The sequence below is a fragment of the Pseudomonas crudilactis genome (assembly GCF_013433315.1).
GTDB lineage: Bacteria > Pseudomonadota > Gammaproteobacteria > Pseudomonadales > Pseudomonadaceae > Aquipseudomonas > Aquipseudomonas crudilactis.
This window is the reverse complement of sequence record NZ_WXVV01000004.1, coordinates 186,055-204,867: the sequence shown is the minus strand read 5'-3', so window position 1 is coordinate 204,867 and position 18,813 is coordinate 186,055. Positions and strand designations below refer to the sequence as shown.

Below are 18,813 nucleotides of genomic sequence, written 5' to 3'. Positions count from 1 at the left end.
GCCTTACAGACCGGGTGGTGAATTGCTGACGCCGGCATCACGAACCGGCGTCGGTTTTTTCTGTGTTTTATTAGGTTCAGTGCACCAGCATGCCAGTGAACCAGTAGGCCTGAGCCAGGGTGATCAGGCCGACAATCGTTGCAAAGAATAGGCTGTGCTTGAGCGTGAAGCGGAACAGATCCGATTCCTTGCCCACCAGTCCGGTCGCGGCGCAGGCCACGGCGATCGATTGTGGCGAGATCATTTTGCCGGTCACTCCGCCGCTGGTATTGGCTGCCACTAGCAGAGTGTCATTGACGCCGATCTGGTGTGCTGTGGTCGCTTGCAGCGAACTGAACAGAGCATTCGACGATGTATCGGAACCAGTGAGGAACACACCGAGCCAGCCGAGGAACGGCGAGAAGAACGGGAATGCCGCGCCCGTTCCAGCCAATACCAGCGCCATCGTCGAAGACATGCCGGAGTAGTTGGTGACGAAGGCAAACGCCAGCACCATGCCGATCGACAGGATGGGCCAGCGCAGTTCGTAGAAGGTCTCTTTTAAAGTGGTCAGACCAGTTTTGAAATTTATCTTCAGGACCAGCATCGAGATCAGCGCGGAGAAGAAAATCGCCGTACCGGTCGCGGAAATCGGGTCAAGTTTGAACACTGCGGGGATGGCAGTCGGGACGGCTACGATCGGTGCGGTTTTGATCACTAATTGATCAAGGTGCGGAATCGCGAAGTTGAACACCCAGCTGTACATCGAGCCGCCCGCGGCGAACATCGCTTTGAAAGGCTTCAGCGTCCAGATGGTCACCAGCACGGTGAGGATCAGAAACGGCGACCAGGCTTTGAAAATTTCCCCAAGGCTGTAAGGCGACGCCACGGTGGTGCGCTTTTGGCCGAAACCACCGACGCTGGCGGTGATTGCTGCGCTGGAGGTGGCGCCAGCGATTTGCGCGCCGGCGGTGCGTTTTGGCTGCCAGACTTTCAGGAACAGAGTCAGCGAGATCAGGCTGGCCAGCGCCGAAGTGATGTCCGGCAATTCTGGCCCGATGAAGTTCGAGGTGAAGTATTGGGTGATGGCGAAGCTCAGGCCCGCGACCAATGCAGCCGGCCAGGTTTCACGCACGCCGCGCAGACCGTCCATCATGAACACTAGCCAGAACGGTACGAACAGCGACAGCAGTGGCAGTTGGCGACCGGTCATGGCGCCGATCTTGAACGCGTCGATGCCGGTGACTTGGCCGGCAACAATGATCGGAATCCCCAAGGCACCAAACGCCACCGGTGCGGTGTTGGCGATCAGGCACAGGCCGGCGGCGTACAGCGGGTTGAAGCCCAGTCCGACAAGAAGTGCGGCAGTAATCGCCACCGGCGCGCCGAAACCGGCGGCACCTTCCAGAAATGCACCAAAGCAGAAACCGATCAGCAGCACTTGCAGGCGCTGGTCGTCAGTAATCGATAACACCGAGCTTCGAATGACCTCGAACTGACCACTTTTCACCGTCAGTTTGTAGAGGAACACCGCCGCGACAATGATCCAGGCAATCGGCCACAGACCGTAGGCGAAACCATAACCGGCAGCGGCGAAGGCCATGTCGACGGGCATCTGGAACGCGAAGATCGCCACGGCAATCGACAGGGCGAGGGTGATGCTCCCGGCCACGTGGCCTTTGAGGCGGAACACCGCCAATGCGAGGAAAAAGAACACGATGGGGATGACGGCCGCGAGTGCGGACACGCCGAGACTGCCGAGCGGGCTGTAGAGCTGTTGCCAGGTTTGCATATGGGGTGGCCCCTAATTGTTGTTGGTCAGGCACTGTCAGCGTTCTTGGATAATTGGTAATACCAATTTACAATCGCTGTTGGCTAGGGTAAAAGCCTTGATGTCGGTGTGTCAATTTGTCGCCCTGAAACTTTTGTCGAACAAGCGGCGTAGATCGCATCTGATCCGGTTTCGGCAAGTGGCGTCTGGTAGGTGTCGGCAAGGCGCCGATAGGCCAGAATAGAGAGCCCGGCGAGCGGTCGGGATCGTGGAGAAATGAGTTATGGGGTTTGATCAGATACGTCAGCGCCGTTTGTCTGACGATATTGTCGAGCGACTTGAGGGGATGATCCTCGAGGGCACGCTGAAGTCCGGTGAGCGGCTGCCGGCGGAGCGCACGCTGGCCGAACAATTTGGCGTATCACGGCCGTCATTGCGCGAAGCGATTCAGAAACTGGCGGCCAAGGGGTTGCTGGTCAGTCGTCAGGGTGGCGGCAACTATGTGGTCGAAAGCCTGGGGTCGACGTTCAGTGATCCACTGCTGCAGTTGCTCGAAAGCAATCCCGAAGCGCAACGTGATCTTCTGGAGTTTCGACACACTCTGGAGGCATCGTGTGCGTATTACGCTGCCTTGCGCGCGACAGATGTCGATCGTGAGCGGCTGACCGCAGCGTTCGAAGAGCTGCAAGACTGCTATTCGCGCCACGACGAAGTCAGTCGGGCGGAAGAGGGCGCGGCGGATGCGAAATTCCATCTGGCAATTGCCGAAGCCAGCCATAACGCGGTGTTGCTGCACACCATTCGCGGGCTGTTCGATCTGCTCAAGCGCAACGTGGTGACGAACATCGGCGGCATGTACAAGCAGCGCACGGAAACCCGCGACATGCTGATTACCCAGCATCGGGAATTGTATATGGCGATTATTGAAGGTCGTGCGGAGCAGGCGCGGGAAGTTTCCAGCAGACATATTTTGTATGTGCAGGAAGTGCTGGAAGAGGTGCGGCAGGAGGTTCAGCGCATGGCTCGGGCGGAGCGGCGCAAGGGGATGTGATCAGTTGTTTCTGTGGTGATGTTGCAATAGCGTTCGCGAGCAAGCTCGCTCCCACATTTGAAATGCATTCCAAGGTGGGAGCGAGCTTGCTCGCGAATACGCTCTAAAGGCAGAGGAAATTAATCTTCCTTGCCCTTGTTGCGCACCGCACGCTGCAGTTCACGACCGGCATCGCGCTCGCGCTCGGTGTCACGCTTGTCGTATTCCTTCTTGCCCTTGCCCAGAGCGATCTCGCACTTGACCATGTGCTTGCTCCAATACCAGGACAGGCAGACGCAGGCGTAACCCTTTTGCTGCACCATCGCTGCAAGCTTTTCCAGCTCGCGGCGGTTGAGCAGCAATTTACGTGTGCGCACCGGGTCGGCGATGACGTGGGTGCTTGCGGTCATCAGAGGCGTGATGTGGCTGCCGAGCAACCACGCTTCGCCATCCTTGAGCAGGACATAGCTGTCGACCAGCTGTAGCTTGCTTGCCCGCAGACTTTTTACTTCCCAGCCGGCCAGGACCAGACCAGCCTCGAACTTGTGTTCGATGAAGTAATCGTGTCGCGCCTTTTTGTTCTGCGCGATGGTCCCTGTTGGGTGTTTCTTCTGTTTAGCCATAGGGGCGGCATTATATGGAGATAAACGGCTGTCGGCTACGGTGATGCTGCGTGCTTGAGCAGGTTGAGTGAATCCCGGACAATGCGGCCTCTTTTTCTAACGCTTGGGCGTGATAAACGATGTCGACAGACAAGGTTTCTGTCCACGGCAGTTGGGCTAGCCGCTGGGTATTCATACTCGCCGCGACCGGTTCGGCCGTGGGACTGGGTAGTATCTGGAAGTTCCCCTACATGGTCGGGGTCTACGGCGGCGGTGCCTTTGTGCTGATGTTTCTGGCGTGTATCGCGCTGATCGGCATCCCGGTCATGCTGGCTGAAACCCTGATCGGCCGGCGCGCTCGGCAGAGTCCGGCGAACGCCTTGAAGGTGCTGGCGCTGGAAGCCGGGCACTCGGGCAAGTGGTCGTGGGGGGCATTTGCCGGGATGATCACGGCGTTGCTGATCCTGTCTTTCTATAGTGTGGTCGGCGGCTGGTCGCTGGACTACATCGTCGACATGGGGCGCGGTGACTTCCAGGGTGCCACGGCCGATCAGGTCGGTGCTTATTTCGGCAATGTCATTTCCAATCCGTGGCGTCTGACACTTTGGCATACGATTTTCATGCTGCTGTCGGCCTTCGTCATCGCCAAAGGCGTGGTCGCCGGGCTTGAACGCAGCCTGCGCATCATGATGCCGCTGCTGTTCGTGATGATCCTGGTATTGCTGGGTTACAGCATGACCACCGGGCATTTCATGGAGGGCGTGCATTTCATGTTCGACTTCCACCCGGAAAAAGTCCTCGACGGCTTGTTGCCGGCGATGGGGCATGCGTTCTTCTCGCTGAGTGTCGGTGTCGGCTCGATCATGATCTACGGCGCGTATATGCCGAAGAGTTCGTCGTTGTCGGGCACCGTTGTCGGCGTGGCACTGCTGGATACCTTTGTTTCGCTGATCGCCGGTCTGGCCCTGTTCCCGATTGTATTTGCCGGCGGCCTGAACCCGAGCGAAGGGCCTGGCCTGATGTTCGTCAGCCTGCCATTTGCGTTTGGTAACGTGGCTTTCGGCCAGCTGATGGGTGTGGTGTTCTTTGTGCTGGTGGCGATCGCTGCCTGGAGTTCGGCGATCTCCCTTCTGGAACCGATGGTTGCCTATCTGGTTGAACGCACGAAAGTCAGCCGCGCGTGGGTGACTTTCTGGCTGGCGTTCATCTGCTGGTTCGTTGGTCTGGGTACAGTGTTCTCCTTCAATATCTGGAAGGAAGCCAAATTTTTCGTGAACGAAGGCGGGATGTTCCACCTCTACCAATGGGGTGCGCAGAGCGGTCTGGACTTCTTTGGCGTGATCGATTTCTTCACCTCGCGGATCATGTTGCCGCTCGGTGGCCTGTGTTTCGTGCTGTTTGCCGGATGGGTGATGGGACGTGAAGCGGTGCGCGATGAATTGTCGATCCGCAACCCGGCACTGTTCGCCCTGTCTTTGTTTTTGATGCGCTACGTGGCGCCTATTGGCATTGTTGTAGTGTTTGCCGCTCAGCTCTGGAAGTAACGCTTACATGACGACACATATTCAACGATCGGCGTTGCTGCCGTACCCGGCGCAATTTCTCTATGACCTGGTCAACGACGTGGCGCGCTACCCGGAATTTCTGCCGTGGTGTTCCTCCGCTGAAGTGCTGGAAAGTTCGCCGGAGCACATGCGCGCCAGTGTTGGCGTAGCCAAGGGCGGTCTCAGTCAGCATTTTGTGACGCGCAATACCCTGGTGCCGGGGCAGTCGATCGAGATGAACCTGGAAGAAGGGCCGTTCAATCAACTGCACGGCGTCTGGGTGTTCAAGGTGTTGAACGAGAAGGCCTGCAAGATCAGCCTGGATCTGTCGTTTGATTACGCCGGGCCGCTGGTGCGCGCGACGTTGGGGCCGCTGTTCAATCAGGCCGCCAATACGCTGGTGGACGCGTTCTGCCAGCGCGCCAAGCAGATGCATGGTTGATCCTGTGATCGAGATAGAGGTGGTATACGCGGCCGTGGATCGTCAGGTATTGCGCTCATTCAGCGTCAATGAAGGCGCGACGGTGCGGGGTGCGGTACTTGCGTCGGGTATCTGTAGCGAGTTTCCCGAGTTGAATCTGGCGGAGTGTCCGTTGGGTATCTTCGGCAAAGTGGTGGCTGACCCGGATACGCGGGTGATTCAGGAGGGGGAGCGCATCGAAATTTATCGCCCGTTGCTTGCCGACCCCAAAGAGGTTCGACGTTTGCGTGCTGCCAAGGCTGCCGCAGCCAAGGCTCGAAACGCGTAAAAAGACAAATTGCAGGCAATAAAAAACCCGGAATCTCCGGGTTTTTTATTGCCTCGCCAATTATTTATTGCGGCGAGGTATCCAGCGGCTCTGGTGTCGGAACCGGAACGGTTTCCACACCATCGACGTCCTTCTGGATCTGATCCAGCAAGGAACCTGGCTTGACCGGTTTTTCCGGTTTTGGCTTCTCGGCGTTTTCAGCAGGAGCGGTCACGGTCGTGCCACTGTCCTTGCCGAGAATGGCTTCGTCACGGCTTACGCCCGGCATAAAGTCACCGGACAGGCTGACAAGCTGGTCGTTTGAGTTGAAAATAACGCTGATGCGTTCCTGTTGGCGTTCACCGCCACCCGGTTGCAGGCTGTACAGATAATCCCAGCGATCGGCATGGAACGTGTCGGCAAGCAGAGGGTTGCCCATGATAAACCGTACTTGCGGCCGGGTCATTCCCGGGCGTAACTGGTCTATCATGTCCTGCGTGACGACATTGCCCTGCTGGATGTCGATTTTGTAAACCCCGGGGAATGAACAACCGGCGAGTGCGAGCAGTCCCACAAAGGTGAAACTGGTTAGCAAGAGCTTGGTGTTTTGCATCGGTGGGCGACTTCCACTATCTTGGCTGGGACAACGTAAACGCCGATCATACCCGCATTAAGAGAAGCTGCGAAGCAGCATCGCGAGAAAGCTGACCATGGTTGAAAATAGCGAACTACGCAAAGCCGGCCTTAAAGTGACCCTGCCACGGGTCAAGATCCTGCAAATGCTCGACTCCACCGAGCAGCGTCACATGAGCGCCGAGGACGTCTACAAGGCGTTGATGGAAGCTGGCGAGGACGTCGGTCTGGCCACGGTTTACCGTGTTCTGACCCAGTTCGAAGCAGCTGGCCTCGTGGTCCGTCACAATTTCGACGGTGGCCACGCGGTATTCGAATTGGCCGATGGTGGTCACCATGACCATATGGTCAACGTGGAGTCGGGTGAAGTCATCGAATTCTTCGACGAAGAAATCGAAAAACTTCAGAAATCTATCGTCGAGAAGCATGGCTTCGAGATGGTTGATCACAATCTGGTTCTATACGTGCGCAAGAAAAAGTAAGCATGTCGCGCGAATTTCGGTTCGCGAAACGAGCGAAGGCGACCCAAGGGTCGCCTTCGTGCTTTCTGCCATCATCAAACTTTTGCGGTGACGACCATTTTCTTGGCGTGGGCCAGGGACTCCTTGGTTAAGTCTATGCCGCCGAGCATTCGCGCCACCTCTTCTATACGTTCATTTTTGCTCAATTTGGAGACGGCTGTATGCGTTGCCTCTTCGCCCCGAACCTTGTGTACGAATAAATGTTGATGCCCTTGCGCCGCTACTTGGGGCAGGTGAGTCACTGTCAGTACCTGGCCGCGTTCGCCGAGGCGGCGCAATAACTGGCCGACGATTTCAGCGGTCGGGCCGCCGATGCCTACGTCGACTTCGTCGAATACCAGTGTTGGCACACGAGACGTCTGCGCGGTGATGACCTGAATCGCCAGGCTTATCCGTGACAACTCGCCACCGGATGCCACTTTCGCCAGTGCCTTCAGCGGTTGGCCGGGGTTAGCGCTGACCAGCAGTTCAACCTGTTCCAGTCCATTAGGTAGCAGTTCGTCGCTGCAGTTGGCGCGCAGCTCAATGGTGAAGCGCCCACCGGGCATGCCAAGTCGCTGAATCTCCTGCTCCACCGCGCTGGCCAGGCTGCCGGCAGCACGATGCCGCAAATCGCTCAGTTCCCGGGCCTTCTCCTGATAGTGGCGGGCATAGGAGGCCAATTCTTCCCCCAGGCGCTCAATGGATTCGTCATTGGCATTGAGGGTTTCGATTTCATCCAGCAGCTTCTGCTGCATTTCGCCGACTTCGGTTGGTTGAATCCGGTGCTTGCGCGCCAGGGTGTAAATCGCGTCGAGGCGTTCTTCGAGATACTGCAGGCGCGCCGGATCGGCATCGAAGTTGTCGAGGAAGCGATTGAGTTCGCCGACGGCCTCTTCAACCTGAATCTGTGCGCTGGTCAGCAGGCTGCTGGCTTCGCCCAGTGCGCCGACGGAGTTATTCACGCTCGACAGACGATTGAGGCTGGCGGTCAGCGCGTTCAGCACATTGCCGGAATCGCTCTCGCTGCATTGCTCTACCACTTGCCGGCAAATGCCCAGCAGCGTCTCGGCGTTGGTCAGGTTTTTGTGTTCCTGCTCCAGTTGCTCCAGTTCGTTGTCACCGAGGCCGAGGTTTTCCAGCTCTTCGAGCTGATAGCTGAGCAGTTGATGGCGGGCGCGTTGTTCGTCACCGGAATTAGACAGACGCTCCAGTTCCTGGCGAGTCTGGCGCCAGCGCTGGGCGGCGAGCTGAACCTGGCGGGCCAGATCCGTGGCGCCGGCATACTCGTCCAGCAAGCGGCGATGGGTATCGGTTTTCAACAGGGACTGGTGTTCATGCTGGCTGTGGATATCGATCAACAACTCGCCCAGCGACTTGAGGTCACCGAGTGGGCAAGGGGTGCCATTGATGTAGCCGCGCGAGCGACCTTCCGATGTGATTACCCGGCGCAGAATGCAGGGGCCATCAGTCTCCAGATCGCGTTCGGCCAGCCACGCGCTGGCTTCGGGAATATCGGCCAGATCGAAAGTCGCGAGGATGTCGGCTTTGTCGGCGCCGGGACGCACCACGCCACTGTCGGCACGATCACCGAGGGTCAGGCCGAGCGCGTCAAGCATGATCGACTTGCCGGCGCCGGTTTCCCCTGTGATCACGCTCATCCCGCGATCAAGTTCAAGATCGAGATGTTCAACGATGGCGTAGTTGTGTACGGACAGGTGCACCAGCATAAAGGCCGCTCCCAAGCTTTAGGTCTGGTTATTTATACAGTGTTTTGTTTCAGGCTGACAATGCCCTCCCTTAGGTCGATTTGCTTGAAACGCAGATCTGCTTAGCGCATCGAGGAATGACAATGCGGCACTTTTTTGTAGGGTTAATGATTGAAGGCCCTTGAAGCCTGATTTTGCGGCCCCATATATCGGGGCAGAAGCGCGAGTCAGGCTCGCGGACGAAATTGAAAGGAGAATTCTATGGCTGACGAACAGACAGTAGATACGCAAAACCCAGAAGCCAATCAGGCGCCCGAAGTTTCGGGTGATGACCTGGCGACCCGTGTACAAGTGCTCGAAGAGCAATTGGCCGCCGCGCAGGATCAATCTCTGCGTGTAGCTGCCGATCTGCAGAACGTCCGTCGCCGTGCCGAGCAGGACGTCGAGAAGGCGCACAAGTTTGCCCTTGAAAAATTCGCTGGCGACTTGCTGCCGATCGTCGACAGCCTGGAGCGCGGCCTCGAGCTGTCGAACCCGGACGACGAAAGCATCCGTCCGATGCGCGAAGGCATCGAGCTGACGCTGAAAATGTTCCACGACACCCTCAAGCGTTATCAGTTGGAAGCGATCGATCCGCATGGCGAACCGTTCAACGCCGTCCAGCATCAGGCAATGGCCATGCAGGAAAGCGCCGACGTAGAACCGAACAGCGTTCTGAAGGTGTTCCAGAAGGGCTACCAGCTCAACGGTCGCCTGCTGCGTCCGGCCATGGTTGTGGTCAGCAAGGCGCCTGCGCCAATTTCGCCTTCGATTGACGAGAAGGCTTGAAATTAGCCGCAAGGCCCCCATTTAGAAGTCAAGCGTTTAAGTATTACCGCAGTCAGCCACCACTGCTGCGGCAAAAAAATCCAAAGTTTCGGGAGAGTTAACATGGGCAAAATTATCGGTATCGACCTGGGGACTACCAACTCCTGCGTCTCCGTGCTGGAAAACGGCAAAGCAAAAGTTATCGAAAACGCTGAAGGCGCGCGTACCACGCCGTCGATCATCGCTTACGCCAACGATGGCGAAATCCTGGTAGGTCAGTCGGCCAAGCGTCAGGCTGTGACCAACCCGCACAACACTCTGTACGCGGTAAAGCGTCTGATCGGTCGTCGTTTCGACGAAGAAGTTGTGCAGAAAGACATCCAGATGGTCCCTTACAAGATCGTCAAGGCTGACAACAACGACGCTTGGGTTGAAGTGAACGGCCAGAAAATGGCACCGCCACAAATCTCGGCTGAAATCCTGAAAAAGATGAAGAAGACCGCCGAAGACTACCTCGGCGAGACCGTGACCGAAGCGGTAATCACCGTTCCGGCCTACTTCAACGACAGCCAGCGTCAGGCGACCAAAGACGCTGGCCGCATCGCGGGTCTGGACGTAAAACGTATCATCAACGAACCGACCGCAGCTGCTCTGGCTTACGGTATGGACAAGGCCAAGGGCGATCACACCGTGATCGTTTATGACCTGGGTGGCGGTACTTTCGACGTTTCCGTGATCGAGATCGCTGAAGTTGATGGCGAGCACCAGTTCGAAGTACTGGCCACCAACGGTGACACGTTCCTCGGCGGTGAAGACTTTGACATTCGTCTGATCGACTACCTCGTTGACGAATTCAAGAAAGAAAGCGGCATGAACCTCAAAGGTGACCCGCTGGCCATGCAGCGCCTGAAAGAAGCCGCTGAGAAAGCCAAGATCGAGCTGTCGTCCGCTCAGTCGACCGACGTCAACCTGCCGTACATCACTGCAGACGCGACCGGTCCTAAGCACCTGAACGTGAAGATCTCGCGTGCCAAGCTCGAAGCACTGGTTGAAGACCTGGTTCAGCGCACCATCGAACCTTGCCGCATCGCCATGAAAGACGCTGGTCTGGACGTTGGCGCGATCAACGACGTGATTCTGGTCGGTGGTCAGACCCGTATGCCGCTGGTGCAGAAGCTGGTTACTGATTTCTTCGGTAAAGAAGCACGTAAAGACGTTAACCCGGACGAAGCCGTTGCCATGGGTGCTGCGATTCAGGGCGCCGTTCTGGCCGGTGATGTGAAAGACGTTCTGCTGCTCGACGTCAGCCCGCTGACCCTGGGTATCGAAACCATGGGTGGCGTGATGACCGCGCTGATCGAGAAAAACACCACGATTCCTACCAAGAAATCGCAAGTGTTCTCGACTGCCGACGACAACCAGGGCGCTGTGACCATTCACGTTCTGCAGGGCGAGCGTAAGCAAGCCACTCAGAACAAGTCCCTGGGCAAGTTCGACCTGGCCGACATTCCACCTGCTCCACGTGGCGTGCCGCAGATCGAAGTGACCTTCGACATCGACGCTAACGGCATTCTGCACGTTGGTGCGAAAGACAAGGCGACCGGCAAGACTCAGTCGATCGTGATCAAGGCCAACTCCGGTCTGTCCGACGAAGAAATCGAGCGCATGGTGCGTGACGCCGAAGCCAACGCTGAGGAAGACCGCAAGTTCGAAGAGCTGGCCGCTGCCCGTAACCAGGGTGATGCACTGGTTCACTCGACGCGCAAAATGATTGCTGATGCGGGCGACAAAGTCACCGCCGAAGAGAAGACTGCGATCGAAGCTGCTGTGGTTGCTCTGGAAGCCGCTGTCAAAGGCGACGACAAGGCTGCTATCGAAGCGAAGGTTGAAGAGCTGTCGAAAGTCTCCGCTCCGGTTGCTCAGAAGATGTACGCCGAACAGGCTCAGCCAGCTGATGGCGCAGCCCCGCAAGGCGAATCGGCTGAGAAGGCTGACGACGTTGTCGATGCAGAGTTCGAAGAAGTCAAAGACCACAAGTAAGTTGTTGGTCGGCCGGTTGACTGCCTTTAGGCAGTGACTGGTAGGATGTCGCCGCGCGGGAGCTAGCTCCCGCGTTGGCGTATCTGGAATACGCGAATTTTTACAGCATGCGACAAGGTTCGGATGTTGGCGGTATGGCCGGGAATGCTCCTGCTTTTCGCGCCGCAAGTACCGCAAGAAACAAAGACCAGGATCGTTGAATTGACGTGAGTTGGGTCCGGGCCTGTATTGGGGCTCAACGAGTTTGGCCATCCTCAGGAGGGGTTTGCCGAACGTCCTCAAGAGTGCAGAAGACTTATGGCAAAGCGTGACTATTACGAAGTGTTGGGTGTTGAGCGCGGCTCAAGCGATGCGGACCTGAAGAAGGCTTACCGTCGTCTGGCGATGAAGCACCACCCGGACCGTAATCCCGATGACAAAACATCGGAAGAAATGTTCAAAGAGGCCAACGAGGCCTATGAAGTGCTGTCCGACTCGAGCAAGCGTGCGGCGTACGATCAGTACGGCCATGCCGGCGTCGACCCTAGCATGGGTGGCGGTGGCGCCGGTTTCGGCGGCCAGAATTTCTCTGACATCTTTGGCGATGTCTTCAGTGATTTCTTCGGCGGTGGTCGCGGTGGTTCCCGTGGCGGTGCTCAGCGTGGCAGTGACTTGCGCTACACCCTGGAGCTGAATCTGGAAGAAGCGGTGCGCGGCACGTCGGTGAATATCCGCGTTCCGACGCTGGTCAACTGCAAACCGTGCGATGGCTCGGGTGCGAAGAAAGGCTCGTCGCCATCGACGTGCCCGACCTGCGGTGGCATCGGTCAGGTACGCATGCAGCAAGGCTTCTTCTCGGTGCAGCAAACCTGCCCGCGTTGCCATGGCCAGGGCAAGATCATTTCCGATCCGTGCGACTCCTGCCACGGTGACGGCCGCGTTGAAGAATACAAAACCCTGTCGGTCAAAGTGCCGGCTGGCGTCGATACCGGCGACCGCATTCGTCTGTCTGGTGAAGGCGAGGCGGGCACGCAGGGCGGCCCGACGGGCGACCTGTATGTGGTCATCAATGTCCGCGAGCACGACATTTTCCAGCGCGATGGCAAGCACCTGTTTTGCGAAGTGCCGATCAGCTTCGTCGATGCGGCGCTGGGCGGCGAGCTGGAAATTCCGACCCTCGACGGTCGCGTCAAACTGAAAATCCCTGAAGGGACCCAGACCGGCAAGCAGTTCCGTGTACGCGGCAAGGGCGTCGCGCCGGTGCGTGGCGGTGGTGCGGGCGACTTGATGTGCCGCGTGGCAGTCGAGACCCCGGTCAACCTGAACCGTCGTCAGCGCGAACTGCTGGAAGAATTCCGCAGCTCGCTGGCGGACGACAACAGTCACTCGCCGAAAACCACCGGTTGGTTCGACGGTGTGAAGCGTTTCTTCGGCGATCTGTAAGGAGTCGGCATGCGACGTATAGCTGTGATGGGCGCTGCTGGGCGCATGGGCAAGATTCTGGTCGAGGCCGTGCAGCAGCGCGCGCCGCTGACCGGGTTGACCGCTGCCGTGGTTCGTCCGGGCAGCACACTGATCGGCGTCGATGCCGGTGAGCTGGCCTCGCTGGGTCGCATCGGCGTGCCTTTGTCCGGTCATATCGAGGCAGTCGCTGAAGAGTTTGATGTATTGATCGACTTCACGCTGCCGGAAGTGATGCTGAAAAACCTCGCGTTCTGCCGTAAGGCCGGCAAGGCCATGGTTATCGGTACCACTGGCCTCGACGCTGGGCAGAAGCAGTTGCTGGTCGAGGCGGGCAAGGACATTCCGATCGTGTTCGCGGCCAATTTCAGTGTCGGCGTCAATCTGTCGCTGAAACTGCTGGATATGGCAGCGCGCGTGCTGGGTGATGAAGCGGACATCGAAATCATCGAAGCGCATCACCGGCACAAGATCGATGCGCCGTCGGGTACGGCGTTGCGCATGGGTGAAGTGATTGCCAGTGCGCTGGATCGTGATCTGCAGAAGGTTGCGGTCTACGGTCGTGAGGGCCACACCGGCGCTCGTGAGCGTGAAACCATCGGCTTCGCCACTGTTCGTGGTGGTGATGTGGTGGGTGATCACACCGTGCTGTTCGCCTGCGAAGGTGAGCGTCTGGAAATCACGCACAAGGCGTCGAGCCGCATGACGTTCGCCAAGGGCGCGGTGCGTGCGGCTTTGTGGCTGGATGGTCGCGAGCCGGGTCTGTATGACATGCAAGACGTGCTCGACCTGCGTTGATACACTGCTGAACCCGGCGCAAACGCCCTGTTTGCGCCGGTTTTTCCCCGCTTGGCGACGACCTGTCGCATTCTCCGGCCTTTTAGGCTCTTTAGCGGTGGACCAAAAAAGCCTTTTTCTGTAAGCTACAGCTTTAGTGTGTCCACTAAAAGCGCGCAGAATAATTCAGTGAAGAAGCGGGGTGACGTGTCCATACGTCACTCCGCTTTTTTACAACCTGCGATCGCCCTTTCATGCGTTATTTACGGGAGGTCTTCTTGACTAAGCCAGCCATACTTGCCCTTGCTGATGGCAGCATTTTTCGCGGCGAAGCCATTGGTGCCGACGGTCAAACCGTTGGTGAGGTGGTGTTCAACACCGCAATGACCGGCTATCAGGAAATCCTTACCGATCCTTCCTACGCCCAACAGATCGTTACCTTGACTTACCCGCACATCGGCAACACCGGCACCACGCCGGAAGACGCCGAGTCCGACCGCGTCTGGTCCGCTGGCCTGGTCATCCGTGACCTGCCGCTGGTAGCGAGCAACTGGCGTAACACGATGTCCCTGTCTGACTACCTGAAAGCCAACAACGTTGTGGCAATCGCCGGTATCGACACGCGTCGCCTGACCCGCATCCTGCGTGAAAAAGGCGCTCAGAACGGCTGCATCATGGCCGGCGACAACATCTCCGAAGAGGCGGCCATCGCCGCGGCGCAAGGCTTCCCGGGCCTGAAGGGCATGGATCTGGCGAAAGTCGTCAGTACCAAGACCCAATACGAATGGCGCTCGACTGTCTGGGATCTGAAGACCGATAGCCACGCGACCATCGACGCTTCCGAGCTGCCTTACCACGTGGTTGCCTACGACTACGGCGTCAAGGTCAACATCCTGCGCATGCTGGTCGAGCGCGGCTGCCGCGTCACCGTGGTGCCGGCTCAGACTCCAGCGGCCGACGTACTGGCACTGAAGCCTGACGGCGTGTTCCTGTCCAACGGCCCTGGTGACCCGGAGCCATGCGACTACGCGATCAAGGCGATCAAGGAAGTCCTGGAAACCGAGATTCCGGTATTCGGCATCTGCCTCGGTCACCAACTGCTGGCTCTGGCCTCCGGCGCCAAGACTCTGAAAATGGGTCACGGCCACCACGGTGCCAACCACCCGGTGCAGGATCTGGACACTGGCGTCGTAATGATCACCAGCCAGAACCACGGTTTTGCGGTAGACGAAGAAACCCTGCCAGCCAACGTGCGTGCGATCCACAAATCGCTGTTCGACGGCACCCTGCAAGGCATCGAGCGCACCGACAAGAGCGCGTTCAGCTTCCAGGGTCACCCTGAAGCGAGCCCGGGGCCGAACGATGTCGCGCCACTGTTCGACCGCTTCATCAACGAGATGGCCAAGCGACGCTAAGCGTTCGCCTTGAGACTGTAGAGAGAAGCCCCTCGAGGGCGGCCCCGACACCGGCGGCCCCCTCGAGACTTCAGAAATCGATCAAGACGGCTTGCCGACTGACCTGCGGATTTGAGTGACAAACCCATGCCAAAACGTACAGACATTAAAAGCATCCTGATTCTCGGCGCTGGCCCGATCGTTATCGGCCAGGCCTGCGAATTCGACTACTCCGGCGCCCAGGCCTGCAAAGCCCTGCGCGAAGAGGGTTACCGCGTCATCCTGGTGAACTCCAACCCGGCCACCATCATGACCGATCCGGACATGGCCGACGCGACCTACATCGAGCCGATCAAGTGGCAAACCGTTGCCAAGATCATCGAAAAAGAGCGTCCGGACGCGGTACTGCCAACCATGGGCGGCCAGACGGCTCTGAACTGCGCCCTGGACCTGGAGCGCGAAGGCGTTCTGGAGAAGTTCGGCGTAGAAATGATCGGCGCCAACGCCGACACCATCGACAAGGCTGAAGATCGCTCGCGTTTCGACAAAGCGATGAAATCCATCGGCCTGGCGTGCCCGCGTTCCGGTATCGCCCACAGCATGGAAGAAGCCAACGCGGTTCTCGAAACCCTGGGCTTCCCGTGCATCATCCGTCCGTCGTTCACCATGGGCGGCACCGGTGGTGGTATCGCGTACAACCGTGAAGAGTTCGAAGAAATCTGCGCCCGTGGTCTGGACCTGTCGCCGACCAAAGAGCTGCTGATCGACGAATCGCTGATCGGCTGGAAAGAATATGAAATGGAAGTTGTCCGCGACAAAAAGGACAACTGCATCATCGTCTGCTCGATCGAAAACTTCGACCCGATGGGCGTGCACACCGGTGACTCGATCACCGTGGCTCCGGCACAAACCCTGACCGACAAGGAATACCAGATCCTGCGTAACGCCTCGCTGGCAGTACTGCGCGAGATCGGCGTCGAGACTGGCGGCTCCAACGTTCAATTCGGTATCTGCCCGAACACTGGCCGCATGGTCGTGATCGAAATGAACCCGCGTGTATCGCGATCCTCGGCGCTGGCTTCGAAAGCCACCGGTTTCCCGATCGCCAAAGTCGCGGCCAAACTGGCTGTGGGCTACACCCTCGACGAACTGTCGAACGACATCACCGGTGGCAAGACCCCGGCGTCCTTCGAGCCGTCGATCGACTACGTCGTCACCAAGCTGCCACGGTTTGCCTTCGAGAAATTCGCCAAGGCTGACGCACGCCTGACCACGCAAATGAAGTCGGTCGGTGAAGTCATGGCCATCGGCCGTACTTTCCAGGAATCCCTGCAGAAAGCTCTGCGCGGTCTGGAAGTGGGCGTTTGCGGTCTGGACGAGAAGCTCGACCTGAGCAACCCGGAAAGCATGAGCGTGCTCAAGCGCGAACTGACCGTGCCGGGCGCCGAGCGTATCTGGTACGTCGCTGACGCTTTCCGCGCTGGCATGACTGTCGAAGAAATCTTCGCCATGAACATGATCGACCCGTGGTTCCTGGTACAGATCGAAGATCTGATCAAGGACGAAGAGAAGGTCAAGACCCTTGGTCTGTCGGCGATCGACCGTGACGTGATGTACAAGCTCAAGCGCAAAGGTTTCTCCGATCAGCGTCTGGCCAAGCTGCTGGGTGTGACCGAGAAGAACCTGCGCACGCACCGTCACAAGCTGGAAGTGTTCCCGGTCTACAAGCGCGTTGACACCTGCGCCGCCGAGTTCGCCACCGACACCGCTTACCTCTATTCGACTTACGAAGAAGAGTGCGAAGCCGCGCCGTCGGGTCGCGACAAGATCATGATTCTGGGCGGTGGCCCGAACCGTATCGGTCAAGGTATCGAGTTCGACTACTGCTGCGTTCACGCTGCCCTCGCACTGCGCGAAGACGGCTACGAAACCATCATGGTCAACTGCAACCCGGAAACTGTTTCCACTGACTACGACACCTCCGATCGTCTGTACTTCGAATCGGTAACGCTAGAAGACGTGCTGGAAATCTGCCGCGTCGAGAAGCCGAAAGGCGTGATCGTCCAGTACGGCGGCCAGACTCCGCTGAAACTTGCTCGTGCCCTGGAAGCTGCTGGTGTGCCGATCATCGGCACCAGCCCTGATGCCATCGACCGTGCCGAAGACCGTGAGCGCTTCCAGCAAATGGTTGAGCGCCTGAACCTGCGTCAGCCACCAAACGCCACCGTGCGCAGTGAAGACGAAGCGATTCGTGCTGCCAGCAAGATCGGTTACCCACTGGTGGTGCGCCCATCCTATGTCCTGGGTGGTCGTGCGATGGAAATCGTCTACGAAGAAGAAGAGCTCAAGCGCTACCTGCGTGACGCGGTGAAAGTGTCCAACGACAGCCCGGTGCTGCTCGACCACTTCCTCAACTGCGCCATCGAAATGGACGTGGATGCGGTCTGCGACGGCAAAGACGTGGTGATCGGCGCGATCATGCAGCACATCGAGCAGGCCGGCGTTCACTCCGGTGACTCCGCGTGCTCGCTGCCGCCGTACTCGCTGCCGGCGCACATCCAGGACGAGATGCGCGAACAGGTCAAGAAAATGGCTTTGGAACTGGGCGTTGTCGGTCTGATGAACGTGCAGTTGGCGCTGCAAGGCGAAGACATCTATGTCATCGAAGTCAACCCGCGCGCTTCCCGTACCGTGCCGTTCGTATCGAAGTGCATCGGTGTCTCTCTGGCGATGATCGCTGCCCGTGTGATGGCCGGTAAGACTCTGAAAGAAATCGGCTTCACCAAAGAAATCATCCCGAACTTCTACAGCGTGAAAGAGGCGGTGTTCCCGTTCGCCAAATTCCCTGGCGTTGACCCGATCCTCGGCCCAGAGATGAAGTCGACCGGTGAAGTGATGGGCGTCGGCGACACCTTCGGTGAAGCATTCGCCAAAGCCCAGATGGGCGCCAGCGAAGTGCTGCCGACCGGCGGTACTGCGTTCATCAGCGTGCGCGACGACGACAAGCCACTGGTTGCAGGCGTTGCCCGTGATCTGATCAACTTGGGCTTCGAAGTGGTTGCTACTGCCGGTACTGCCAAGCTGATCGAAGCCGCAGGCCTGAAAGTGCGCCGTGTGAACAAGGTGACCGAGGGTCGTCCGCACGTGGTCGACATGATCAAGAATGACGAAGTCACCCTGATCATCAACACCACCGAAGGTCGTCAGTCGATCGCTGATTCGTACTCCATTCGTCGTAATGCCTTGCAGCACAAGATCTATTGCACCACCACCATTGCTGCTGGCGAAGCTATCTGTGAAGCGCTGAAGTTCGGTCCTGAAAAGACCGTGCGCCGCTTGCAGGATCTACACGCAGGATTGAAGGCATGATCAAATACCCAATGACCGTCCAGGGCGCTAAAGCCCTGGAAGAAGAACACGCTCACCTGACCAAGGTCGTTCGTCCGAAGCTCAGCCAGGACATCGGTACGGCCCGCGAGTTGGGTGACTTGAAGGAAAACGCTGAATACCATGCCGCCCGCGAACAGCAAGGCATGGTCGAGGCGCGGATTCGTGACATCGAAGGCCGTATTCAGAATCAGGTCATCATCGATGTCACAACTATTCCGCACACCGGCAAAGTGATTTTCGGCACCACCGTCGAAATCGCCAACGTCGAGACCGATGAAAGCGTCACTTACCACATCGTGGGTGAGGATGAGGCTGACTTCAAACTCGGCAAGATTTCGGTTGGCTCGCCTTTGGCCCGTGCCTTGATCGGCAAGGAAGAGGGCGATGTGGTCGCCGTGAAAACGCCAAGTGGCGTGATCGAGTACGAGATTGTCGAAGTCCGTCACATCTGAAAAAGGGCGCCCGCTAC

At 58.1% G+C, this 18,813-nt stretch carries 16 protein-coding genes; 12 read left to right on the top strand and 4 right to left on the bottom strand.

What is annotated here, in order from left to right; genetic code table 11:
• Nucleotides 1–76: 76 nt before the first annotated feature.
• A complete protein-coding gene (locus GTU76_RS06615; protein WP_180698273.1) occupies nucleotides 77–1,771 on the bottom strand; it encodes a lactate permease LctP family transporter in 1,695 nt (564 codons plus the stop codon).
• Nucleotides 1,772–2,033: 262 nt separating this feature from the next.
• Here GTU76_RS06615 and GTU76_RS06610 point away from each other — a divergent pair, with 262 nt between their 5' ends.
• Nucleotides 2,034–2,801, top strand: a complete 768-nt coding sequence (locus GTU76_RS06610; RefSeq protein ID WP_016986512.1) for an FCD domain-containing protein — start codon at nucleotides 2,034–2,036, stop codon at nucleotides 2,799–2,801.
• A gap of 119 nt (nucleotides 2,802–2,920) precedes the next feature.
• On the opposite strand, the gene smpB is transcribed toward GTU76_RS06610, so the two are convergent.
• Nucleotides 2,921–3,403 carry an SsrA-binding protein SmpB gene (gene smpB, locus GTU76_RS06605; RefSeq protein WP_008088297.1) on the bottom strand — a complete coding sequence of 161 codons (483 nt, stop codon included), beginning with the start codon at nucleotides 3,401–3,403 and terminating at the stop codon, nucleotides 2,921–2,923.
• A gap of 119 nt (nucleotides 3,404–3,522) precedes the next feature.
• Here smpB and GTU76_RS06600 point away from each other — a divergent pair, with 119 nt between their 5' ends.
• The 3 genes from GTU76_RS06600 to GTU76_RS06590 are packed head-to-tail and all read left to right on the top strand — an operon-like array spanning nucleotide 3,523 to nucleotide 5,675.
• Nucleotides 3,523–4,926, top strand: coding sequence for a sodium-dependent transporter (locus GTU76_RS06600; RefSeq protein WP_016986511.1), 1,404 nt, complete (start codon nucleotides 3,523–3,525; stop codon nucleotides 4,924–4,926).
• A gap of 7 nt (nucleotides 4,927–4,933) precedes the next feature.
• Nucleotides 4,934–5,368 carry a type II toxin-antitoxin system RatA family toxin gene (locus GTU76_RS06595; RefSeq protein ID WP_016986510.1) on the top strand — a complete coding sequence of 145 codons (435 nt, stop codon included), beginning with the start codon at nucleotides 4,934–4,936 and terminating at the stop codon, nucleotides 5,366–5,368.
• Nucleotides 5,361–5,675, top strand: a complete 315-nt coding sequence (locus tag GTU76_RS06590) for an RnfH family protein (protein WP_016986509.1) — start codon at nucleotides 5,361–5,363, stop codon at nucleotides 5,673–5,675. Before GTU76_RS06595 ends, GTU76_RS06590 begins: the two co-directional genes overlap by 8 nt.
• Nucleotides 5,676–5,739: 64 nt before the next feature.
• Here GTU76_RS06590 and GTU76_RS06585 read toward each other — a convergent pair whose 3' ends face one another.
• Nucleotides 5,740–6,267, bottom strand: a complete 528-nt coding sequence (locus tag GTU76_RS06585; RefSeq protein ID WP_016986508.1) for an outer membrane protein assembly factor BamE — start codon at nucleotides 6,265–6,267, stop codon at nucleotides 5,740–5,742.
• A 97-nt stretch (nucleotides 6,268–6,364) separates the two neighbouring features.
• Here GTU76_RS06585 and fur point away from each other — a divergent pair, with 97 nt between their 5' ends.
• Nucleotides 6,365–6,769: a ferric iron uptake transcriptional regulator gene (gene fur / locus GTU76_RS06580; RefSeq protein WP_016771770.1), complete on the top strand. Its 405-nt coding sequence runs from the start codon at nucleotides 6,365–6,367 to the stop codon at nucleotides 6,767–6,769.
• A 74-nt stretch (nucleotides 6,770–6,843) separates the two neighbouring features.
• On the opposite strand, the gene recN is transcribed toward fur, so the two are convergent.
• Nucleotides 6,844–8,517 carry a DNA repair protein RecN gene (recN, locus tag GTU76_RS06575; RefSeq protein WP_016986507.1) on the bottom strand — a complete coding sequence of 558 codons (1,674 nt, stop codon included), beginning with the start codon at nucleotides 8,515–8,517 and terminating at the stop codon, nucleotides 6,844–6,846.
• 240 nt (nucleotides 8,518–8,757) lie between these two features.
• Here recN and grpE point away from each other — a divergent pair, with 240 nt between their 5' ends.
• From grpE to greA, 7 genes are all read left to right on the top strand, one after another.
• The gene (gene grpE, locus GTU76_RS06570) at nucleotides 8,758–9,324 is read left to right on the top strand and encodes a nucleotide exchange factor GrpE (RefSeq protein WP_180698272.1); all 567 of its coding nucleotides are present in this window, start codon (nucleotides 8,758–8,760) and stop codon (nucleotides 9,322–9,324) included.
• 102 nt (nucleotides 9,325–9,426) lie between these two features.
• A complete protein-coding gene (gene dnaK / locus GTU76_RS06565; protein ID WP_007915221.1) occupies nucleotides 9,427–11,343 on the top strand; it encodes a molecular chaperone DnaK in 1,917 nt (638 codons plus the stop codon).
• A gap of 297 nt (nucleotides 11,344–11,640) precedes the next feature.
• Nucleotides 11,641–12,765 carry a molecular chaperone DnaJ gene (gene dnaJ / locus GTU76_RS06560; protein ID WP_175555414.1) on the top strand — a complete coding sequence of 375 codons (1,125 nt, stop codon included), beginning with the start codon at nucleotides 11,641–11,643 and terminating at the stop codon, nucleotides 12,763–12,765.
• Nucleotides 12,766–12,774: 9 nt separating this feature from the next.
• Nucleotides 12,775–13,581, top strand: coding sequence for a 4-hydroxy-tetrahydrodipicolinate reductase (gene dapB / locus GTU76_RS06555; RefSeq protein ID WP_175555413.1), 807 nt, complete (start codon nucleotides 12,775–12,777; stop codon nucleotides 13,579–13,581).
• A gap of 257 nt (nucleotides 13,582–13,838) precedes the next feature.
• A complete protein-coding gene (carA, locus tag GTU76_RS06550; protein ID WP_007915228.1) occupies nucleotides 13,839–14,975 on the top strand; it encodes a glutamine-hydrolyzing carbamoyl-phosphate synthase small subunit in 1,137 nt (378 codons plus the stop codon).
• Between the two features lie 126 nt (nucleotides 14,976–15,101).
• Nucleotides 15,102–18,323 carry a carbamoyl-phosphate synthase large subunit gene (gene carB / locus GTU76_RS06545; protein WP_016986503.1) on the top strand — a complete coding sequence of 1,074 codons (3,222 nt, stop codon included), beginning with the start codon at nucleotides 15,102–15,104 and terminating at the stop codon, nucleotides 18,321–18,323.
• Nucleotides 18,320–18,796, top strand: coding sequence for a transcription elongation factor GreA (gene greA, locus GTU76_RS06540; RefSeq protein WP_003221530.1), 477 nt, complete (start codon nucleotides 18,320–18,322; stop codon nucleotides 18,794–18,796). Before carB ends, greA begins: the two co-directional genes overlap by 4 nt.
• Nucleotides 18,797–18,813: the final 17 nt, after the last annotated feature.

Excerpts from the sequence above, each read along its gene's own strand:
- dnaJ (WP_175555414.1), top strand. The coding sequence starts at position 11,641 with ATGGCAAAGCGTGACTATTACGAAGTGTTGGGTGTTGAGCGCGGCTCA.
- carB (WP_016986503.1), top strand. The coding sequence starts at position 15,102 with ATGCCAAAACGTACAGACATTAAAAGCATCCTGATTCTCGGCGCTGGC.
- dnaK (WP_007915221.1), top strand. The coding sequence starts at position 9,427 with ATGGGCAAAATTATCGGTATCGACCTGGGGACTACCAACTCCTGCGTC.
- dapB (WP_175555413.1), top strand. The coding sequence starts at position 12,775 with ATGCGACGTATAGCTGTGATGGGCGCTGCTGGGCGCATGGGCAAGATT.
- GTU76_RS06615 (WP_180698273.1), bottom strand. The coding sequence starts at position 1,771 with ATGCAAACCTGGCAACAGCTCTACAGCCCGCTCGGCAGTCTCGGCGTG.
- recN (WP_016986507.1), bottom strand. The coding sequence starts at position 8,517 with ATGCTGGTGCACCTGTCCGTACACAACTACGCCATCGTTGAACATCTC.
- fur (WP_016771770.1), top strand. The coding sequence starts at position 6,365 with ATGGTTGAAAATAGCGAACTACGCAAAGCCGGCCTTAAAGTGACCCTG.
- GTU76_RS06595 (WP_016986510.1), top strand. The coding sequence starts at position 4,934 with ATGACGACACATATTCAACGATCGGCGTTGCTGCCGTACCCGGCGCAA.
- grpE (WP_180698272.1), top strand. The coding sequence starts at position 8,758 with ATGGCTGACGAACAGACAGTAGATACGCAAAACCCAGAAGCCAATCAG.
- GTU76_RS06610 (WP_016986512.1), top strand. The coding sequence starts at position 2,034 with ATGGGGTTTGATCAGATACGTCAGCGCCGTTTGTCTGACGATATTGTC.
- smpB (WP_008088297.1), bottom strand. The coding sequence starts at position 3,403 with ATGGCTAAACAGAAGAAACACCCAACAGGGACCATCGCGCAGAACAAA.
- GTU76_RS06585 (WP_016986508.1), bottom strand. The coding sequence starts at position 6,267 with ATGCAAAACACCAAGCTCTTGCTAACCAGTTTCACCTTTGTGGGACTG.
- GTU76_RS06600 (WP_016986511.1), top strand. The coding sequence starts at position 3,523 with ATGTCGACAGACAAGGTTTCTGTCCACGGCAGTTGGGCTAGCCGCTGG.
- GTU76_RS06590 (WP_016986509.1), top strand. The coding sequence starts at position 5,361 with ATGGTTGATCCTGTGATCGAGATAGAGGTGGTATACGCGGCCGTGGAT.
- greA (WP_003221530.1), top strand. The coding sequence starts at position 18,320 with ATGATCAAATACCCAATGACCGTCCAGGGCGCTAAAGCCCTGGAAGAA.